This is a genomic window from Tepidibacter hydrothermalis (assembly GCF_029542625.1).
In the GTDB taxonomy this organism is placed as follows: domain Bacteria; phylum Bacillota; class Clostridia; order Peptostreptococcales; family Peptostreptococcaceae; genus Tepidibacter_A; species Tepidibacter_A hydrothermalis.
The window spans coordinates 922,954-944,283 of record NZ_CP120733.1 but is presented as its reverse complement, the minus strand read 5'-3'; the positions used below and the strand labels follow the sequence as shown (position 1 = coordinate 944,283).

21 protein-coding genes are annotated in these 21,330 nt (G+C 30.7%); 6 read left to right on the top strand and 15 right to left on the bottom strand.

The genetic code is table 11. The features are described 5' to 3' along the window. Positions 1–571 precede the first annotated feature (571 nt). The 5 genes from megL to P4S50_RS04055 form a co-directional block, all read right to left on the bottom strand. Entirely contained in the window at positions 572–1,774 is a 1,203-nt protein-coding gene (gene megL / locus P4S50_RS04075; protein WP_277733280.1) for a methionine gamma-lyase, read from the bottom strand. Between the two features lie 444 nt (positions 1,775–2,218). Continuing rightward, on the bottom strand, positions 2,219–3,097 hold the full coding sequence (gene hslO, locus P4S50_RS04070; RefSeq protein WP_277733279.1) for an Hsp33 family molecular chaperone HslO: 879 nt from the start codon (positions 3,095–3,097) through the stop codon (positions 2,219–2,221). Positions 3,098–3,233: 136 nt separating this feature from the next. Next, positions 3,234–3,974, bottom strand: coding sequence for a class I SAM-dependent DNA methyltransferase (locus P4S50_RS04065; protein ID WP_277733277.1), 741 nt, complete (start codon positions 3,972–3,974; stop codon positions 3,234–3,236). 9 nt (positions 3,975–3,983) lie between these two features. After that, on the bottom strand, positions 3,984–4,166 hold the full coding sequence (locus P4S50_RS04060; protein WP_277733276.1) for a small, acid-soluble spore protein, alpha/beta type: 183 nt from the start codon (positions 4,164–4,166) through the stop codon (positions 3,984–3,986). A gap of 217 nt (positions 4,167–4,383) precedes the next feature. Then, a complete protein-coding gene (locus P4S50_RS04055) occupies positions 4,384–5,514 on the bottom strand; it encodes an amidohydrolase (RefSeq protein ID WP_277733275.1) in 1,131 nt (376 codons plus the stop codon). 147 nt (positions 5,515–5,661) lie between these two features. Here P4S50_RS04055 and P4S50_RS04050 point away from each other — a divergent pair, with 147 nt between their 5' ends. The 5 genes from P4S50_RS04050 (at position 5,662) to P4S50_RS04030 (ending at position 10,081) form a co-directional block, all read left to right on the top strand. Next, complete coding sequence (locus P4S50_RS04050; RefSeq protein WP_277733274.1) at positions 5,662–6,660, top strand: aspartate-semialdehyde dehydrogenase; 999 nt, start codon at positions 5,662–5,664, stop codon at positions 6,658–6,660. Between the two features lie 14 nt (positions 6,661–6,674). Continuing rightward, a complete protein-coding gene (gene dapA / locus P4S50_RS04045) occupies positions 6,675–7,553 on the top strand; it encodes a 4-hydroxy-tetrahydrodipicolinate synthase (RefSeq protein ID WP_277733273.1) in 879 nt (292 codons plus the stop codon). Between the two features lie 137 nt (positions 7,554–7,690). Then, complete coding sequence (dapB, locus tag P4S50_RS04040; RefSeq protein WP_277733272.1) at positions 7,691–8,437, top strand: 4-hydroxy-tetrahydrodipicolinate reductase; 747 nt, start codon at positions 7,691–7,693, stop codon at positions 8,435–8,437. Between the two features lie 25 nt (positions 8,438–8,462). Beyond that, on the top strand, positions 8,463–9,170 hold the full coding sequence (gene dapD, locus P4S50_RS04035; protein WP_277733271.1) for a 2,3,4,5-tetrahydropyridine-2,6-dicarboxylate N-acetyltransferase: 708 nt from the start codon (positions 8,463–8,465) through the stop codon (positions 9,168–9,170). A 137-nt stretch (positions 9,171–9,307) separates the two neighbouring features. Beyond that, positions 9,308–10,081: a TIGR00266 family protein gene (locus P4S50_RS04030; RefSeq protein ID WP_277733270.1), complete on the top strand. Its 774-nt coding sequence runs from the start codon at positions 9,308–9,310 to the stop codon at positions 10,079–10,081. A gap of 163 nt (positions 10,082–10,244) precedes the next feature. Here P4S50_RS04030 and hpt read toward each other — a convergent pair whose 3' ends face one another. From hpt to P4S50_RS04000, 6 genes are all read right to left on the bottom strand, one after another. After that, entirely contained in the window at positions 10,245–10,784 is a 540-nt protein-coding gene (hpt, locus tag P4S50_RS04025) for a hypoxanthine phosphoribosyltransferase (protein ID WP_277733269.1), read from the bottom strand. A gap of 75 nt (positions 10,785–10,859) precedes the next feature. Next, positions 10,860–12,146 (bottom strand): L-cysteine desulfidase family protein, encoded by a 1,287-nt coding sequence (locus P4S50_RS04020; RefSeq protein ID WP_277733268.1) that lies wholly within the window; start codon positions 12,144–12,146, stop codon positions 10,860–10,862. A 182-nt stretch (positions 12,147–12,328) separates the two neighbouring features. Beyond that, on the bottom strand, positions 12,329–14,098 hold the full coding sequence (locus P4S50_RS04015) for a sigma-54 interaction domain-containing protein (protein ID WP_277733267.1): 1,770 nt from the start codon (positions 14,096–14,098) through the stop codon (positions 12,329–12,331). A gap of 1 nt (position 14,099) precedes the next feature. After that, positions 14,100–14,243 carry a hypothetical protein gene (locus P4S50_RS04010; protein ID WP_277733265.1) on the bottom strand — a complete coding sequence of 48 codons (144 nt, stop codon included), beginning with the start codon at positions 14,241–14,243 and terminating at the stop codon, positions 14,100–14,102. A gap of 89 nt (positions 14,244–14,332) precedes the next feature. After that, positions 14,333–14,911, bottom strand: a complete 579-nt coding sequence (locus tag P4S50_RS04005) for a class I SAM-dependent methyltransferase (protein WP_277733263.1) — start codon at positions 14,909–14,911, stop codon at positions 14,333–14,335. 128 nt (positions 14,912–15,039) lie between these two features. Then, positions 15,040–15,675 (bottom strand): single-stranded DNA-binding protein, encoded by a 636-nt coding sequence (locus P4S50_RS04000; RefSeq protein WP_277733261.1) that lies wholly within the window; start codon positions 15,673–15,675, stop codon positions 15,040–15,042. A gap of 163 nt (positions 15,676–15,838) precedes the next feature. Between P4S50_RS04000 and P4S50_RS03995 the strand changes: the two genes are divergently transcribed. Then, positions 15,839–17,017, top strand: a complete 1,179-nt coding sequence (locus tag P4S50_RS03995; RefSeq protein WP_277733259.1) for a CD0519/CD1768 family membrane protein — start codon at positions 15,839–15,841, stop codon at positions 17,015–17,017. Between the two features lie 884 nt (positions 17,018–17,901). Here the strand turns inward: P4S50_RS03995 and P4S50_RS03990 are convergent. The 4 genes from P4S50_RS03990 to prdD all read right to left on the bottom strand — a co-directional run bounded on the left by P4S50_RS03990 (position 17,902) and on the right by prdD (position 21,326). Further along, on the bottom strand, positions 17,902–18,774 hold the full coding sequence (locus tag P4S50_RS03990; protein WP_277733258.1) for a sulfite exporter TauE/SafE family protein: 873 nt from the start codon (positions 18,772–18,774) through the stop codon (positions 17,902–17,904). 301 nt (positions 18,775–19,075) lie between these two features. Continuing rightward, positions 19,076–20,080, bottom strand: a complete 1,005-nt coding sequence (locus P4S50_RS03985; RefSeq protein WP_277733257.1) for a proline racemase — start codon at positions 20,078–20,080, stop codon at positions 19,076–19,078. A 1-nt stretch (position 20,081) separates the two neighbouring features. After that, positions 20,082–20,552 carry a glycine/sarcosine/betaine reductase component B subunit gene (locus P4S50_RS03980; protein WP_277733255.1) on the bottom strand — a complete coding sequence of 157 codons (471 nt, stop codon included), beginning with the start codon at positions 20,550–20,552 and terminating at the stop codon, positions 20,082–20,084. Positions 20,553–20,564: 12 nt separating this feature from the next. After that, a complete protein-coding gene (gene prdD / locus P4S50_RS03975) occupies positions 20,565–21,326 on the bottom strand; it encodes a proline reductase cluster protein PrdD (RefSeq protein WP_277733254.1) in 762 nt (253 codons plus the stop codon). Between the last annotated feature and the right edge of the window lie 4 nt (positions 21,327–21,330).

Sequence of the window (21,330 nt, the reverse complement as noted above, 5' to 3'; positions counted from 1 at the left end):
CCATATAAATCAGTTAAAGGGCTGTAAAGAGAAGTTTAAAAAGGAATATAATTATACATAAGGTATAATATAAGTGTAATAAAAATTACAGTCTATTTCCGTTAGAGTGTGGTTCCAATTAATTTAATAATTATGTTCTACTTTTGAACTTGATTTTAACATCAAGCTCAAACCCACCACGCGAACTGTCATTTGGGTGATTTTTTATTTTATCATAAGTATAATTGGTAAAAAAATAGGTAAAGTATCTACTTTAACTGTTAAAGTAGATACTTCAAAATATAAACAATTGAATGTTAGATAAGTTTCATATACCTTCTACTATGAAACTTAGATTGTATTGTTCAAATATACGTTAAAAAACTTCTTTTGTTTGACCGTAGCGAGTTTAAGAAGTTTTAGTATATTTGATAAGATACAATCTATAGTTTTATTAGAAGGTATATGAATTATCGATATTTAATTGTTTATATTTTGGGGCGAAAGTAGCTGTCTATTTTTTATCTCTCAAAATAAAAAAGATGTGCCTTTAATCGGCACATCTTTTAATTATATATTTATAATTTTTTAATTATAATAATTTATCTAAACCTTGCTTTAAGTCAGCAATTATATCTTCTGCATTTTCAAGTCCTACTGATAATCTTACAAGTCCATCACTTATTCCAGCTTGCATTCTTTCTTCTTTAGTGTACGGAGAGTGAGTCATAGATGCTGGATGTTGAATTAATGTTTCGCAATCACCTAAACTAACCGCTAATGTACAAAGTTCAAGACTGTTTATGAATTTTATACCTCCATCTACTCCGCCTTTAACTTCAAAAGCTATCATAGCTCCCGGCATATCCATTTGCTTTTTAGCTATTTCGTATTGCTCGTGATCTTCACATCCTGGATAATATACTTTCTCTATTGCTTCATGCTTTTGTAAGAACTTTGCAACTTCCATTGCATTTTCACAATGTCTTTGCATTCTTACATCTAAAGTTTTTAATCCTCTTATTACTAAGTATGCATCAAATGGACTAAGAACTGATCCGGTCATGTCCTTTACTCCAAATAATCTAACATTATTTATAAATTCTTGTTTTCCTACTACAAAACCAGCTATAACATCGCCATGGCCGTTTAAGTACTTAGTAGCAGAATGAACTACAACATCCGCTCCAAGTTCAATAGGTCTCTGAATAAAAGGTGTACAGAACGTACTATCAACCATTAATATACAATCTTCTTTTTCATGAGTAACTTTAGCTACTGCTTCAATATCAACAACCTTTAAAGTTGGATTAGCAGGTGTTTCTATGTATACAACCTTAGTATTATCCTTCATAGCTTTTTTAATATTATCTACATTAGATGCATCTACAAAAGTAACTTCTACACCAAATCTTGTAAGTCCATGATTTAAAAGTGCAAAAGTGCATCCATATAAAGTTTCATCAGCAATAACATGGTCACCAGCTTTTAAAGAAGTCCAAAGTGCAGATGATATAGCTCCTATACCTGAACCTGTAGACATACAAGCCTCAGCATTTTCAAGAGCTGCTACTTTTTCTTCTAATTGCGTAGAAGTAGGGTTACCAAGTCTTGTATATATATATCCTGGCTCCTCCAGTGCAAATCTTCTTCCGCCTTGCTCTGCATTCTCAAATACAAAAGTTGATGTTTGATATATAGGAGTAGTTAAGGCTCCTGATGCAATATCCTTCTTATAACCAGCATGAATAGTCTTTGTAGAAAAACCAGCTTTCTTTAAATTATAATTACTCATATTATATCCCCTCCATATAATATTTTACATGTTAATTTATTCACTTACAAGAGGGATTGTCTATATTTTTAGATTTATTAAAATATTTTAATTTTTATAAACAATGCAAGGAATCCGTCTATTTTTTTAATGCCGACGCATTTTTCCATCATTCGTCGCAAGCTTCGTTACTCAAAATAGCTAATACTGTAGTAATTTAACCCATGTTGTCTATAATTTAAAAACTATATAATCCCTTAGTATATAAAAATTCGTCTACTCACTAACGCGGCAACTCATACCGCCAAGGATCCTTTCAGGCTTCATTCTCAAAATTCACATAGTTCATGGCGCCAACAAGTCTGGCCACTCTGTTGCTTAAAAATACTTGAAAATGTAGCCTTTTCAATTTCCTTAAGCATAAAAAAGACAGATAGAAAAATTCTATCTGTCTCAATCTCTACATTATATACTATCTATAAGTTTCTTTAGATCTACCTCATCAAACTGATGACTTGTATTACAGAAGTGACAAGTAAGTTCTGCTTTTCTATCAGTTTCAAGTATCTCCTCTAAGTCTTTCTTTCCTATACTAATCAGTGCTCTTTCGAATCTTTCCTTGCTACAATCACACTCAAATCCAACCTCATACTTATCAAGTATCTCGTGATCAAGACCTTTAAGTGCTATATCTAATATATCTTCTGGCATTTTTCCATCAGCTATAAGAGTTGATATAGGTTTCATATCTGATAAGTTTTTTTCTAATATCTGTATGCTTTCTTCACAAGCATCAGGAAGAAGCTGAATTATAAAACCTCCCGATGCTTTTATTGAATAATCAGTATCAACAAGTACTCCTAAAGCTATTGCAGATGGTTGTTGTTCTGAATATGCAAAGTATGCAGTAAAATCCTCTGCTATTTCTCCATTAACTAACGGATATGAACCTACATATGGTTTTTTAAGACCTAAATCTTTTATAACCGTTATAGTTCCTTTTGTTCCAACCGCTGCTCCAACATCAAGTTTACCAGCGTATTTAGGAGGAACATCAGCAAAAGGATTTGATACATATCCCTTTACCATTCCCTTTGAATTACTAACTATAACAATATTGCCAACAGGACCATCGCCTTTTATCTGAACTGTTAATTTATCATTTTCATTTTTCATCATAACACCCATCATAGATGTAGCTGTTAAAGTTCTTCCAAGTGCAGCACTTGCAACTGGAGTTGTATTATGTATTTTTCTAGCCGTCTCTACCATCTCTGTAGTAAACGCCGCAAAAGCTCTTATACTGTGATTTCCAGCACTCGCTCTAATTATGTAATTTTTCATATTTGCCTCCTTATGAATATTATCTATAATCGAAAGAATTATAATTTAATTGAATATTAAAATTCCCTGATATTTAAGTTTAACTTTATCAGGGAAAAAGTATACCATCTAAATAACAAGCAGTCAATTATGTATATTATTTTTTACACACAAAAAACGCTCTTTCACATTCTTCATCTGCATTTGAAAAAGTAAAATCTTTATACACCTTAACATCTTCAAATCCTACATTTTTTAGCATGCTTAGTATTTCATCATTCTTATAGGCTCTTTGATAATGAGTTTCTTCAAATTTCTGATAGTGTTCTCCCTCTCTTGTAAAGAAGGCTAGATCCATCTCAACTATATCACTTTCATAATCAAAATAATTTTCCCATATATAAGTTATATCTTCTCTATTTTCTCCAAAAGTGTTATTGCCAAGTATATTTGATAGTTTATTATATGAACTTATATCAAATATAAACACACCTTTTTGTTTAAGAAGTTCATATACATTATGGAATATAGTCTGTATATCTTCATCCTCTAATATATAATTGAATCCATCACATGCACATAAGACACAATCTAAATTGTAAATTTCAAAATCTAGTTCAGTCATATCCTGATTTAAAAATACAACCTCAATTCCATCATCTATACACTTTTCTCTTGCTACACTAAGCATATCCTCGGATATATCTATTCCTAAAATATCATAATCTTTTTTTGCAAAAGGTATAGTTAAATTACCTGTTCCGCATGCAAGCTCTAGTATGTTTTTTACATCTACATTTTCTTTTTCTATTATTTCTTCTATATATTCTACCCATTTATCATAATCTACATTATCCATTAAATTATCGTATATGAATGCGAAATCTTTATACTGCATATCCTTCTCCTATTTCTTTTTCTTATTTTTTTTCCTAGCGGTAAGCATTCCACCAATTCTGCCCGCTTCCTTTGCTGTAAGCCCTGCCCAGCCTTGTTCATTTATTTTATCAATAAGGCCTATCTCACCAGCAATTTCATATTTCATTATATCATTTTCTGTAACTATTTTCTTCTTTTTATTTTTCTCCATGATAAAACCTCCTTTTTACTCATTTTTACCATGTTTGCTCAAATTATTCTTCGACATTTTTTTACTTTTTTCGCTTGATTTATACTGTATACAATGATACAATATACTTCGTTGTGAAATAATATTATTTTCCCACTCCCCCTTTAGTATAAAGAAAGAGGTCAGCTAATTAGCTGACCTCTTTTTCGTTACAAGAAAATTAATTTAAAAACTAATTCTATTTTAACAAAGTACCTTTATGCTCCAATAACTCTACATATACGTTTATACCATTTAATAGTATCTTTTCATCGAAATTGAATTTTATATGGTGAAGTCCATTGACAAACTCTTTATCAACATTTCTAGAACCCAACATAAAAAATAACCCTTTCACATGTTGTTGATAATATGAAAAATCCTCTGCTATCATTAAAGGCTCTAGTATTTTTATATATTTATTATCAATAGCTTCTTTGAATTCATCAAATAGTTCTTCATCATTATTAACCGCAGGATAATCATCTCTTATTTCTATATTTATTTCGCAGTTAAAAGATTTTTCAAATCCGCAAGCAATCTCACGGACTCTTTCCTTCATTTTGTCATACACTTCTTGCTTAAATGCTCTCATTGTTCCTTCAAGTTTAACACTCTCAGCTATTATATTCCTTCTACTTCCCCCGTCTATTTTTCCAATTGTTAATACCCCTTCATCAAGAGGTCTTATATTTCTAGATATTATACTTTGTATAGAATTCATAAAATTTGAAGCTATCACTATTGAATCAATAGCATTTTGTGGCATAGCCCCATGGCCACCTCTACCTATTATTTCAATATCTATTTCCCCTGTTTGTGCTAAGAAATGATTAGGTTTAACTCCAACAAATCCTTCTTCTATATTTGGGTATATATGAAGTCCGTAGATTTCATCAACCTTATATTTTTCCAAAACTCCTTCTTTTATTAAAGGAAGTGCTCCTCCTGGTGATTCTTCTGCTGGTTGAAAAATAAAAACTATATTATCTAATAATCTATCTTTATTAATATTCAAATACTCTATCAGTCCTAAAAGTACACTCATATGTCCATCATGGCCGCAAAGATGTTTTATTTGTCCATCTATATTCAAAGCATCCATATCTGCTCTAAAAGCTATATTTTTTTTAGCTTTTTTACCTTTTATCATCCCTACTATTGCTGTTTCTAAATAAACTTCATATTCTACTCCTAAAACATCTAAATAATCTCTTATATATTTAGATGTTTTATACTCCTTCATTCCCAGTTCAGCTATTTTATTTAGACTCTTTCTATGCTTACATACAACATCATCTAACACCGCAATATCTGCTCTTATATCCATTTTTATCTCCTTTCAAAAAAGAATTATCACAATACCATATTTTGTTGAATATATTTATATTGAATGGTACTATATATTAAAGTATTTGTTTTTTGATTCATTATAAAATTTATAATATCATATATTTATGATAAAGGGGGTTTATCCATGAAAAAAGTAAACGTTGCAATAGTTGGAGCAACAGGAATGGTAGGACGAACATTTTTAAAAATCTTACAAGAAAGAGATTTTCCTATAGAAAACCTATATCTATTAGCATCTAAAAAATCTGCTGGTGATGTTGTTAACTTTAATGGAAAAGACTACATAATAGAAGAACTAACAGAAAATTCATTTGACAAAGATATAGATATTGCTTTATTCTCTGCTGGAGGCGAAATAAGTAAAAAATTCGCTCCAATAGCCAAAGAAAAAGGAGTTATAGTAGTAGACAATAGTAGTATGTGGAGAATGTATGATGATGTACCTTTAGTCGTTCCAGAAGTTAATCCAGAGGATGTAAAAAAACACAACGGTATAATAGCAAATCCAAACTGCTCTACTATTCAAGCAGTAGTACCTTTAAAAACTCTTCACGATAAATTTGGTATAAAAAGAATAGTATACTCAACTTATCAAGCAGTTTCAGGTTCTGGTGTTAAAGGTATAGCTGATTTAAAAGAAGGTATTAAAGGAAATGAGAATAAATTATATCCTCATCCTATAGCTTACAATGCTCTACCTCATATAGATGTATTTATGGATAATGGTTATACAAAAGAAGAAATGAAAATGATAGATGAAACAAAGAAAATATTAAATGATCATACTATAAAAATAACTGCTACTACTGTAAGAGTACCAGTAATGTATGCTCATAGTGAATCTGTAAACATTGAATTTGAAAAAGAATTCGATGTTAAAGAAATATTTGATACTTTAAACACTACAGATGGAATTATCGTTGTAGATGATCCTAAAAACAACCAATATCCACTTGCACTCGATGCTGAAGGAAAAGACGAAGTATTCGTAGGAAGAATAAGAAGAGACTTTAGTGTAGATAATGGTATCAATATGTGGGTTGTTGCAGACAATATAAGAAAAGGAGCTGCAACTAACACAGTTCAAATAGCTGAGCTTTTATTAAAATATAATTTAGTATAGAGAGGATGATTTTCATGCTATTTAAAGGTTCTGGTGTTGCTTTAGTTACCCCATTTAAAAATGGAGAAATTGATTTTGAAAAATTAGGAGAAATTATAGAATACCATATTAAAGAGGGAACAGATGCATTTATAGTATGTGGAACTACTGGGGAAGCATCTACAATGACTGATGAAGAGCAAATAGAAACTATAAAATTTGTAGTAGATAAGACAAATAAAAGAATACCTGTTATAGCAGGAACTGGTTCTAATAATACAGCACATTCTATACACCTTAGCCAAAAGGCTGAAGAATTGGGAACAGATGGTCTTTTAGTTATAACGCCTTATTACAATAAATCTACTCAAAAAGGTCTTATTTCTCACTTTAACGCTATAGCTGATTCGGTTAATATTCCTATAATAGTTTATAACGTTCCAGGAAGAACAGGAGTTAATATAAAACCTTCTACACTAGCTCAAATAGCTGAACATAAAAACATAGTAGCAGTTAAAGAAGCTAGCGGAAATATATCTCAAGTTGCTGAGATGGCAAGAGTTTGTCCTGATGGATTTGGAATATACTCTGGAAATGACGATATGATTCTACCTCTATTATCTCTTGGAGGATGTGGTGTTATATCTGTTGTTGCAAATATATGTCCAAAAGATACTCATGATTTAGTAGCTAAATACTTTGAAGGAGATATTGAAGGTTCTAGAAAGCTTCAATTAGATATGAAACCTTTAATAGATTCATTATTTATAGAAGTAAATCCTATACCAGTCAAAACTGCTATGAATTTATTAGGATTTGACATGGGTGAACTTAGACTTCCATTAGTTGATATGGAAGATTCTAACTTAAACGTATTAAAGAATGAATTAACAAACTACGGATTCAAATTATAGTTTTATTCAAACGTCACTTAATCAACTAAAAATTCAATCAGAGTAAAAACTCTGTCTGAATTAAGTTTCAATTTATAAAATCCTATACTGCATATGTGGTATAGGATTTTAAATAGCATTACTATAGGAGGTTTAACATGATTAAAGTTATAGTCAATGGATGCCTTGGCAAAATGGGCAAAGTTTTGACAAAGTCTATATTCGATGATGAAGCTTTTGAACTTGTAGCAGGTGTTTCTCGAGAAATTAACGAAACTACTAGCTATAATGCATACTCTAATATATTAGATATTAACGAAAAAGCCGATGTAATAATAGACTTTTCCAACCCAACTACACTAAAAGATATGCTAACTTATTCTAAAAAAACTAAAACGCCGTTAGTTATAGCTACAACTGGGTATACTAATGAAGAGCTTAATATGATAAGTGAGCATTCTAAAGAAGTTCCAGTATTTCATAGCTCAAATATGTCACTAGGAGTAAACCTTATGTTAAAGCTTGTAGAAATATCAGCTAAAGCTCTTAGTAATTTTGACATAGAAATAATTGAAAAACACCACAATAGAAAAGTTGATGCACCTAGTGGTACTGCTTTAATGCTTGCAAATGAAATTCAAGCTGTTCTAGATAATGAATTTAATTTTGGAAGACATGGTAAAAATGCAAAAAGAAAAGAAAATGAAATAGGTATCCATGCAGTTCGTGGTGGAACTATAGTTGGAGATCACAGCGTTATATTCGCAGGTAAGGACGAAATAGTTGAGCTTAACCATACCGCTTTATCAAAAGAAATATTTGCACAAGGATCTCTTCAAGCAGCTAAATTTATTGTAAATAAAGAAAATGGATATTATAATATGAAAGACATAGTATCTTTGTAATATAAATTCAGGAGGTAAATTACTAATGATGAAATTAACAGACCCATATGAAATAGCAAAATTCATTAAAAATGCAACTAAAAAAACACCAGTTAAAGTATATTTAAACGGAACATTAAAAAATGAACATTACGAAAACGTAAAAATATTTGGCAGTGATAATAGTTATATCTTAATAGGAGAACATTCATCTGTAAAAAATATTTTAGAAGATAACAAAGAAACTATAACAGATTATCACTTAGAATTTGATAGAAGAAATTCTGCTATACCTACTTATAATTATTTGCATGAAGATGCTAGAATCGAACCAGGCGCTATTATAAGAGATATGGTTTCTATTGATAAAAATGCAGTTATAATGATGGGTGCAGTTATCAATATAGGAGCTGAAATCGGAGAAGGTTCTATGATTGATATGAATGCCGTTATAGGAGCAAGAGGAACTATAGGTAAGAATGTACATCTTGGAGCCGGTGCTGTCGTTGCTGGTGTACTTGAGCCCCCTTCTGCTACACCTGTAATACTTGAAGATGATGTTGTTGTAGGAGCAAATGCTGTAATATTAGAAGGTGTTGTAGTTGGAAAAGGAGCTGTTGTAGCAGCAGGTGCTGTTGTAACTCAAAATGTACCTGAAGGTGCAGTTGTGGCTGGTTCTCCTGCAAAGATTATAAAGATGAAAGATGAAAAAACAAAAGAAAAAACTAAGCTTATGGAAGATTTAAGAGGATAACATTCACTCAAATTCAAAACACATAAGTATGCCTATGAAAATACCGAATGGAATAGATATTTTCATAGGCATATTTTTATATGGTAAACTAAAATATTACCAATAAAATATTTTAATAAAGTTTAGGAGGTATTTTTATGTATGATGTTATTGATTACAAAATATATGGAGATGATATGCAAACTGTAGAAATTGAATTAGATCCTAGTGAAGGCGTAAGAGCAGAAGCTGGAGCTATGATATATATGGAAAATGGAATACAGATGCAAACATCAACTGATGGAGGAATATTTAGCGGTTTTAAAAGAATGTTTACAGGAGAAAGTTTTTTTATAACTACTTTTCTTCATACAGGTGCTGGAAAAAGTCATGTTGCATTCGGAGCTCCTTATCCAGGAAAAATAATACCTATTGACTTAAATTTAGTTGGAGGAAGTTTTATTTGTCAAAAGGATTCATTCTTATGCGCTGCAAGAGGAATAGATATAAATATAGCTTTTAGTAAAAAAATAGGTACCGGTTTATTTGGAGGAGAAGGTTTTATTCTTCAGCGTCTTGAAGGACAAGGTATGGCTTTTATTCATGCTGGTGGAACTATTATAAAAAAAGAACTTAACCATGGTGAAACACTTCGTGTTGATACAGGATGTTTGGTAGGTTTTTCTCCTTCAGTCAATTATGACATTCAATTTATTGGAGGATTTAAAAACGCTTTATTTGGTGGGGAAGGAATGTTTTTAGCTACCGTTACAGGTCCAGGAATTGTTTATCTTCAAAGTCTTCCTTTCTCAAGACTTGCTGACCGTATATCTTCAGCAGCATCTTACACTCAAAGAGGAGAAAGTAAAGGAGTTGGAGGCATAGGATCAGATATATTAGGAGGTTTATTTGGAGGAGATAATAATTACTAAAATTCGTCTACTCGCTAACGCGGTGACTCATATCGCCAACGATCCCTACGGGCTCCGTTGCTCAAAAATAGTCGCAAGTGTAGCCTTTTCAATAAGTTATCAACAAAAATGATATAGTTTCCTTAAACATAAAAAAAGATGGCTAATTAGCCATCTTTTTAATCTATCTATCTTGATTAGTTACATTAAATACATAAGGAACGTTTCTATAGTAATCACCATAGTTCAGTCCGTATCCAACTACAAATTTATCATCTATCTCAAATCCTACATAATCAGGAACTAAATCTACTTTTCTTCTAACTGGTTTATCTAACAGCACACAGCATTTTATACTTGCTGGATTTTTTGACTTTAGATGATTCATAACAAAACTCATAGTAAGAGCTGAATCTGTTATATCATCAACTACTAGAATATCATATCCTTCTACATCATCATTTATATCTGCAAGAACATTTATTTTTCCACTTGACTCTTCTGAGTGTCCATAGCTAGATGTCGTCATAAATCCTAATTTAACTGGAATATCTATCTTTCTAACAAGATCAGCAGTGAATATAAAGCTTCCTTTTAAAAGAGATATAACGAACAATTTCTTATCCTTATAGTCCTCAGATATCTGCTTTCCAAGTTCAGCAGTTCTTCTTACTATATCTTCTTCAGAGCATAGTGTTTCCCATACTTTAGTTTCTATATCCATTTATAATAAACCTCCTAGAGTAATTGTAATTTAAACTCTATTTTAATTAAAAAGTAGATTTTTGTCAATATTACTTTAGTTGTTATTCATCCCATCCATAACTTTTATTATAACCTCATCTGTTATTGTCATTCCTTGTGCACTAACTTTTCCTAGATTTCTTATACTTTCTTCAACTTTGTTTCCTACTATTCCGTTAAGAGCTGGTACTACACAGTTATATTTTGCTATTACAGCACTTTGAATAGCTGCTGATGCTGCTGATGCAAGTTTTAGGGCACATCCAGCTTTTGCACCATCACATATCATACCACTTAAGTTTGCAATCATATTTTCAATTGCTCCATCTATTTGCTCATAAGTTCCGTCCATAAGCCAAGTTATAGCTGCTGCTGATCCTGTTGATGCTGCTACTCCACATCCACAAACCGCAGATAATCTTCCTGTATAATTCTTTATATATCCTGTAACTAAATGACTTATAGCTAATGCCTTTGATAATTTTTCTTTTGTTTGAGGATACATTTCATTATAAGCAGCTATTGGAAGTATAGCTGTAAGTCCATGATTTCCACTTCCATTAGAACTCATAACAGGCTTATTAACCCCACTCATTCTAGCATCAGAAGCTGCTGCTGTTAGCATCATAGCTTTATTCATAAGATCATCTGAAAGCATTTTATCATCCATAGCTTTTTTAATTCCGTATCCTACACCAATACCTACTTTATCTTCTATAGCAACGTTTGCCATATCCATATTCATATCTATTCCTTCTAGTAAGAAGTCTAAATCAGATTCATCCATTTTTTCTATTTCTTGAATTAATTCTTTAATTGTAAGTTTAACTGTTGGACTGTCAACATGTTTATATTCAACATCTAAGCTTATTTCTCCATTTAATATTACAGAGTCATTTTTTTGAATGTGAACAAAATTATCATGCTTAGTCATTATTATAGTTTTTGATGTATTTTCTTTTCCTTTTAAGTTAACCTCTATGTAAACCTTTTCCGTAGTTTCTATAGGAGATATTTTAACCATATTTTGGTCCATGAATTTTTCTGATATTTTAACTTCTTCTTCTCCTAATTTTTCTAATACTCTAAGTCCAAGTTCAGAATCTCCTCCATTAAGTCCCATAGAAGCCGCTATTTTAAGACCTAATCTTGTTGTTCCTGGTATTCCAACGCACATACCATTTTTATACACATTAGGACTTACAAATATATTACATTCAACTATTTCTTCTCCTAATAATTCCTTAGCTTTTGCACAAGCTAGAGCTACTGCAACTGGCTCTGTACATCCTAAAGCTGGCTTTACTTCTGCTTTTAACATATCTACAAGTATTTTTTTCATTTTAAAACCCCCAATTCAATTTTTATACTATCTATATATAGCACAAACTATGCCAACTTTTACAAACTAGTTTTTTCAATACTTGTAGTTTATTATTTATCAATTTCATATATTATATATGGCATCTTGTATCTTTTTGAAATAAAATAATCTCAAATTGAGATTTCAGTCTCAATTTGAGATTATTTTATCTGGTATTCTTTCATTTTTCTATAAAGAGTAGCTCTGGATATACCAAGAGCCTCACAAGCTCTTTCCTTATCTTTTTTGTAATCCTTGAATTTGTGTAAAGCTTTTATTATTTCCTGCTTCTCTATTTCCTTAAGAGGAGTTATATCCCCATTTATATCACACTTAGTTTCTTTATTTTTCTTCATTATTTTCTGAGGTAGATTCTCACATATTATTGTTGATGAGTTTGACATATTTATACTGTACTCAATTACATTTTGAAGCTGTCTTACATTTCCAGGCCATGGATAATCCAGTATTTTTGTTATTGCACATTCTTCTATTCCAGTTATATATTTATTTAATTTTTTAGAATAATCTTTAATTATACTATCTACCAATGATACTATGTCTTCTTTTCTATCTCTTAACGGAGGTATCGATATTGGAATTACATTTAATCTATAATATAAATCCTCTCTAAACTCTCCCTTTGCAACCATTTCTTCTAAATCCCTATTTGTTGCAGCTATTATTCTAACATCAACTGGAATATTTATTTTCCCTCCTATTTTTTCAACTTCTCTTTCCTGCAATACTCTAAGTAGCTTTCCCTGTAAATGTATGCTCATATCTCCTATTTCATCAAGGAATATAGTTCCTCTATTTGCAAGTTCAAACTTTCCTACTTTCCCACCTTTTTTAGCTCCTGTAAATGCACCTTCTTCATACCCAAACAGTTCACTCTCAAGCAAGTTATCAGGGATTGCTGCACAGTTAATAGCAATAAATGAGTATTTACATCTACTTCCATTATTATGTATAGCTCTTGCAAATAACTCTTTTCCAGTACCACTTTCTCCAGTTATCAATACAGTAGATGAAGTTTTTGACGCAACCCGAGCCTCATTTTTTACATGCTCCATAGATAAACTATTTCCTATTATATTATCAAATCCTATTTTATAGTTTGTCCCAGTTATTTCATTAAAATTTTCTATAGCCGAAGAATTATCTATAAAATCGAATACATATCCTTTTATATCTCCATCTATTATTATTGTATTTATATTATATATTCCTCTCAACGTATAATTCTTGGTTTTATATATAAAAGATGTACTTTTATACCTTTTTTTTATAGTTGTCATTTCATTTTTATTTATAAATCTTAGTATATCAAATATATTATTTTTATCTAATTTATCATCTAATTTAAATATATTTTTGAATTTATCATTGTATTTATCTATATTTCCATACACATCAGTAGATACTACAGCCTTGTCCATATTATTGAGAAGCATTTCTAGCCTCTTTGCCTGTATTTTAATCTCATAAGATTTATTCTCTACTTTTATTTTACTTGATATCAAGTCTGCCATTTTTGTTAAAAAACTCATTAATTGACTTTTGTTATTTTTTATATTGTTGCCTTGTTCTCGTGTAAATGCTATAAGGCCTATAACTCCGTATATCTTTTCTTCTAATGCTATAGGGCAACATACCTCTGCAAATTCTTTGCACTGCTCTTTATCCTTGCACATCTTACATATCTTATCTTCTCTTGGATTTTCAATTATAAAGCTCTCACCTGTATCTAGAGAATTTTTAAATGCAGAGTACAAACTTACCTTTTCTCCTATTTTATGTGCATATTTTCCAGTGCCTGCAATTCTGATCAAATCATGGTCAACTATAGTTACATCTACATTTAACACAGATGATATAACATCTGCTGTATTTTTTATATCCTCTTTTATAAGCATTAAATCTACCATATTATAATCTATCCTTTATTCTAAGTTGTATAAGTATTTCTTTTATATCTCTTAGTAAAATAATGACCTTATTTATAGAATATTGAATAGATATAAGTATAATAATAATCATTATCCAGACTATAGACCCATAATAAATCTTCATTTTTTCCTCCCTTTTTAGAAAAAATTCGTTACTTAAATTTCTCTTTATATAATTTGATTAGAGAAAAAAAGACTAGGTGACCCTAGTCTTTAATCTGTTTTAATACCCATATAAATATAATTTTCACTGTCTATTTCTTTAAACGTACCGCAAAATCCACTTTCACCAAATATTTCTACTATTTCTGTAGGTCGATAAAATTTTCCGTTATATCCTTTTATCTTATTTTGAAGTGATTTTAATTTTACAGATAGATTTTTAGGATTTTTATCTTCTATTATTACCTTACCTTTATGCTTTAATACTCTATATACTTCTCTTAAAGCATTCTTTTCATTTTCAAAGCAATTAAAATAATTTAAAAATATTACCTTATCAAAATAATTATCCTTAAATGGCATGTATTCAACCGATCCTTGAATTATATTACAATTCCCATTATCTACAATAGCAGAACTTGTAACATATTTATCATTTTCAAGTATAATAACCTCTACTCCTAGTTTTTTCAAGTACTTACCATAATTAGATATATTTCCTAAAAGAAGTACTTTTTCTCCAACAGAGCTGTTTATGGTCTCCAAGAAGTTGTTTATATTATTTTGTTTTTTATTAGGACTTATACTACCTCTTATATAATAAGATGTATCTACACATATTTTTTCCAAGTAAATTCACCTTCTGTCTATTCTTTAGTTATTACTTATCTATTATAATAAATATAATTCCATTATTCAATATAAATACTCTTATTAATATATAAAATATATTATTCACAGCATTGTTTTTTTATTGATTATTTAGTATTATTCTCCAACAACTTCTTCATTTTAGATACCGAAACTTCATATGCAACCTTTACATCAACTTCTCCATCTTCAACTTTCTTTTCATATTGTCTACTTTGAATTCTCCCCCATAATTGAACTCTATCTCCCACCTTTAAATTTTTACAAAACTTTGCATTTCTACCCCAAGCTATAGATGGTATATAATCAGACTTATTATAAGCTCTATTAACCGCTAACAATAAATCTGTAATTTCTCTTCCTAAAGGTGTTTTCCTATATATAGGATTTTTACATACATATCCATCTAAAAATATGCTATTAGGATCTTTGTTTTCTTCCTCTACAAAAACTAATTCTCTTGCAAATACAGTTAATATAAGCTTATTTTTTCCATCAACCACCTTATTATATGATCTTAACTGTCCACTTACCTCAACGGTTTTACCAACCTTCATATCTAAATCTACAATCAATCTTTCTGATACTGTAATAGGCAGTATATCTTGTGAGTCACTAAGTCTTTTTATTTTTATTTTTGTAGCATAAAACTTTTCTCCAAATATTTCATGGCTTAATTTAAGTTCTTCTGTAATCTCTCCTAACATATTCACGACATTCGTATCTTCTTTTATATTGATCATCTTCCTTCCCTCCATGTTCTTATGTATTATCTATATAAATATATTAGTAGAAAATTAGTTTTATTCAAAATTTTTATATATATTTCCAAATCATTGATATTGTTCCATATTTATGCTATCCTGTAGTTGTCAAAAAAAAAACGATTGAAAGGCGGTTTTATTCGTGGCAAATGGAACTACTTCAAACAAAAAATTAGTCAAAGCTATTAATTTAGAAACTTTTGTATTTTTATTCATACTCATAGGATCTATGGGTTATATTGCTAGTAAGATGGGCGTTGGAGTCATGTTTAAAGTAATAATGTATACTTCTCACGACTTACTATTGAATACAGTATTTTTTATAATGGCAATAGCTGTTTTAGCAGGTGCTTTTGGTAGCTTATTATCTGAATTTGGAGTTATAGCGCTTATTAATAAAGTTTTTGCATTCTTAATGAAACCTCTTTATGGTTTACCTGGAGCTGCTATAATAGGAGCTTTAACGACTTATCTTTCGGACAACCCTGCTGTTATATCATTAGCTAATGATAAGTCATTTAAAAAATTCTTTAAAAAACATCAACTTCCAGCTTTATGTAATTTAGGAACTTCATTTGGTATGGGATTAATCGTAACAGCTTTTATGATGTCTCAAGGCAAGCAATTTTTCAAAGCTGCTATAATAGGAAATATAAGTGCTATAATAGGAAGTGTTATAAGTGTTAGACTTATGATATTTTTTACCCAAAAATATTATTCACAAATTCCTGATAGTGAGGTAGCATGTGATTGTATTGAAGATTTTGATTCACTTAACTATAGAGAAATTAAAACTGACAATCTATTCCAAAGAGTACTTGAATGCTTACTTGAAGGTGGAAAAAGTGGAGTTGAAATGGGTATAGCTATAATACCTGGGGTTTTAATTATTTGTACAGCTGTAATGATTTTAACATTTGGTCCTTCTGTAGACCCTGAAACTGGAAAAGAAATTTACAAAGGTGTTGCTTATGAAGGAATCGGACTACTTCCTCTAATCGGTGAAAAGCTTATGTTTATTTTAAAACCTTTATTTGGTTTTACATCTTCTGAAGCTATAGCTTTCCCAATAACAGCTCTAGGCGCTGTAGGTGCTGCTATATCATTAGTACCTAAGTTTATAAGTCAAAATTTAATTGGAGCTAATGATGTAGCTGTATTTACAGCAATGGGAATGTGTTGGAGTGGATATTTAAGTACTCATGTAGGTATGATGGATGCTTTAAATTGCAGAAATTTAACTAATAAAGCAATTCTTGCTCATACTATAGGTGGGTTTGTAGCAGGTATTTCTGCTCATTATATATACTTATTAATGTAATAGCATAATGAAGCATTGACTTTTAAAAAACAAAGTTAGTATATAAATAAATGACTATAACCTAAAAAAATGACCATCTCTTATATAAGAGATGGTCATTTTTATTTTATATTCCTCTTTATTTAGTCTAACTCCTATAACCCCACCTATTTTCATAAATGGTCTTATATAGCTTCTTCTTTAATAAATTCACTTGATACAACTATCGTTAAAAATGTACAATACCCCATAATTATAAGTAATGTAACTTTTAAAGGCGTTCCTAATAAATAAGTGCCTTTCATGGTGCATAAAGGCCTGTTCCTACAGTCATTAGAACTCCTAATATAAAATCATTAACTGCTTAATATAATTCTCCTATAAGTCCTGTATCTTCTTCTACACCTGGCATCCAATCCATTTGCCCTACAACCATTAAGAAAGCTGCCTTTGCTGAATATATCATTATAATTAACCTAAATATTCATATAAATTAAAATAAACTTAATTACATCAGTATTATTGGACTTTCGTATAATCAAGTGAAACTTATCTTCAGATAAAGTTTGTGACTTTATCTGAAGGTTAGTTGCGTGTGCCCTGTGGGTGCACTTATGCAGAAGTTGTAGAGTTCTTATGTCCAACGATCTTACAGGCTCCGCTCTCAAAATTCACATAGTTCATGGAGCCAACAAGGATCACGACTCTGTTGCTTAAAAATAGTTGAAAGTGTAGCTTTTTCAATAAGTTATCTATAAAAGAAAAAAATGATATGATTTCCTTAAGAATAAAAAATAAGATTTAGTACAACTATTTCAATATAGACCTATACTCTAATAAATAAAAAGTATATAATTTTTTCAAACAAAAAAACTGCCGATATATATCGGCAGTTTTAAATTTATTTAGCTTACTATTTCTTTATTTTTAGAAGCTGATTTTAACATAGTAGCAGATGTGTAGAATATAACAAATATAACTAACCATTTTAATATGTTAAGAGGTAGAGATTTAACAAGATAAGCAGCTATTAATACCCCTATAACTCCTCCTATTGTTATACCCATTGATGCTCTTCTATCATACGCTTTTTCTTTAACAAACTTAGAAGAAGCAACAGGCATTAAGAATGCACAAGAACCCATCATTATAGGGAAAGCAACCTTTGGAGACATTCCTAATAAGTAAACAAGTGCCATACATGGTGCATAAAGACCTATTCCTGCAGTCATTAAAGCTCCTAGTATGAAGTTAGCAATTACTGCTATTATAAGCTTACTTCCATGAAGTCCAATAGCTTCTCCTCCACCAGGCATCCAATTCATTTGTCCTGCAAGCATCAATAACGCTGTAATAAATAATGCAACTCCCATAACTAATTGAACCTTTTTCTCTGGAAGTTTAGAAACTATTCCAGCTCCAACATAAGCTCCAATAGTTGCTGCTGCAAGCATACTAACTAAAGTAGTAGGCTCCATTTCTATAACTGTTATAAATATAAATGATTCAAGTACAACTGGTATAGTACAAGATACATTAAGTGTACCTGGTAATAATCTATCTTGAATTTGTTTCATACCTTTAAGTAGTGCTGTAGCAGGTGCAAATGAACCTATTCCTAAAGTATCAAAAAAGTTAACTACAAATCCAATAAAAGTGACTTTTCCCCAAGAATTATGTGTTTCTAAGTCATCTTTATGCTTCATAAAGTCCGATATAAATACTACTGCGAACCAAAGAGTTAAAACTCCTAAAACACCTAAAACTATGTTTATCATTATTTGTACCCCCTTTATTTATTTGTATCTACATTTTACCATGACTTTGATAAAAAGTAAACAATGTCTGTGCCTTGCTACGATTATATCTTTTTTGCATATATTGTTATAGTAATTAATATTAATTACTATAACAATATATGTATACTTTTTTTATTTATCCAAAAGCTAAAAGTTCTAAAAGTCCATCCTTTTAAGATTGGATATAAGAACTTAACAGCTTCTGGATTGGCTTACCCTCAGGGCACCCATAACTAAAAATTCATCTAAGGTAAACACTCCATATGAATTAAGTTAAGATTTATAATACAAATCCATACTTTAATGGATCGTCAGGATCTATTACAAAGTGATTGAATCCTGTTATATAAGCTGATGCTGTTATTTCTGGAGTTATAGTGTTATAATCTCCAACTTCACCAGTTCCAACTATTCTACCTTTAAATAAAGTTCCTAATATACTTTCGTATACAAATAATTCTCCTTCTTTTAACTCTCCCTTAGAGTGAAGAGTTGCTAGTTTAGCACTTGTTCCTGTACCACAAGGAGATCTATCTACTTGTCCTTGTCCAAATATAACTACATTTTTGTAAGTTGCTTCTGGGTGAGTTGGTTCATCATATATTTCAACTAAGTCAACAGTATTTATATGAGATAAAGTTGGATGTTGTATCTCTATTTCTTTGTTTATTATATCTCTTATTTCAAGACCTAACGCAGTTAACTTTTGAGAGTTCTTAGGCTCAACTTTAAGTCCTAATTGCTTAGCATTTATTATTGCAAAGAAGCTTCCTCCGAAAGATATATCAAATGTTATTTTTCCTATTTCAGGAACTTCTATTTCTACATCTTTCTTGTAGTGAAAAGCTGGTACGTTAACTATAGATACTTCTTTAACTTTTCCATTTTCAACTTTAGCTGTAGATCTTACGATTCCAGCAGGAGTATCCATTACAACCTCTGTAATAGGTTCTTTAGGCTCAACCATACCAGTTTCAATAGCTACAGTTATAGCTCCTATAGATCCGTGGCCACACATATTTAAGTATCCGCCACCATCCATGAATATTATTCCGAAATCAGCTTCTTCATTTACTGGAGCAGTTAATATAGAACCAAACATATCATTGTGTCCTCTTGGCTCAAGCATTATTGAAGTTCTTAATGTATCCATATTTTTTTCTAAATACTCTTTTTTATCAGCCATAGTTTTACCTGGTATATTAGGTACTCCACCAACAACTATTCTTGTTGGCTCTCCCATAGTGTGTGAATCAACAGCATGTATACTTCTTATAGCTTTCATATTATTTTCCCTCTTTTCTCATTTTTAATTTTAAAAACGCAAGTGCTTTTTTAGCATCTAGAACAGCTACATTGTTTTCTCCAACAACCTGTGTCTCTATTCCTTCTTTTGATTTATTAAAATCTACAATTGTGTCCATATAATTATTAGTTACTACGAATTTTGCTTGAGTTCCTACAAAGCTAAGTCCCACTACAGGTATTTCTCTTTTTCCTATTTCTTCTATTGTATTTGCATAATCCACATGAGAGTTTCCCCATCCATCAACGGAGATGATTACACCATCAGCTCTCATAGCTTCAGCCCAAGCTGCCGCTCTTTGTCCTACGAAATACTTTTCTTTATTATCTTGAGGTGTTCCTACTACCATAATACCCATAAGGTCTATATCTTTATCTCCACTTACAACATCAAGAAGTGGATCTCTAAAATGATGAAGAGATGTTTCTTTAGTTGATGGTCCTATACCCATAATATCACCGCCTTACGTCATGGCTCTTAACGCGCCATCTCTGTATTCATTAGGAGATATTATCATAGGAACATTTCCTATGTCTATAATAGATTTACCTCCCGAAACTCCACTTGGTTCATCTGAAAAAAGTTGGTTATCATACATAGCACCTTGACCTGCTATTTGCTTAACTATTACGACTTTTTTAGAATTAGGTCTTATTTTATCTAGATATTCATGAGACTCTGTTGAGTCTCTTCCATCTAATTCTTTTAAAGCCATTCTTATTTCTTGTATAAACTCATCACATGCTCTAAAAGCAGATAGTGGAAGTTTTCTTTCATATGGAATATCAGGCTTTAAAGTCACATCAAAATGAATTATGTAATCATCTTTAGATGGAGTACCTGCTTTTCCTAACACAAGCTGTTCTTTTAAAATTCCTTCAGATGATCCAAATTCATGCATCTGCTTTCCTTTACTATCAGCTCCTGTTACCATTACATAAACTCCAGTTAAAGTATGAGTTATACCTTCTCCTATTTTACCAAGTACCTTTGTAGATACTGGTATGATGTCCATAATAGTATTCACATAAATATCATGTTGTCCAGGCTTTATTATTTTAATATTTATATCTTCTATTAGTTCCTCATTTTCTACTAGTTTTTTTGACATTTCTTTGTCAATTGTAAGCAAACGTTTGCCTATAGAAGTTTTGTCCCCAGTTTCAACTTTATCTATATGAAAAGCTTTTATTACTAATCTTCTTAGAATCTTTTCTTTATCCATATTT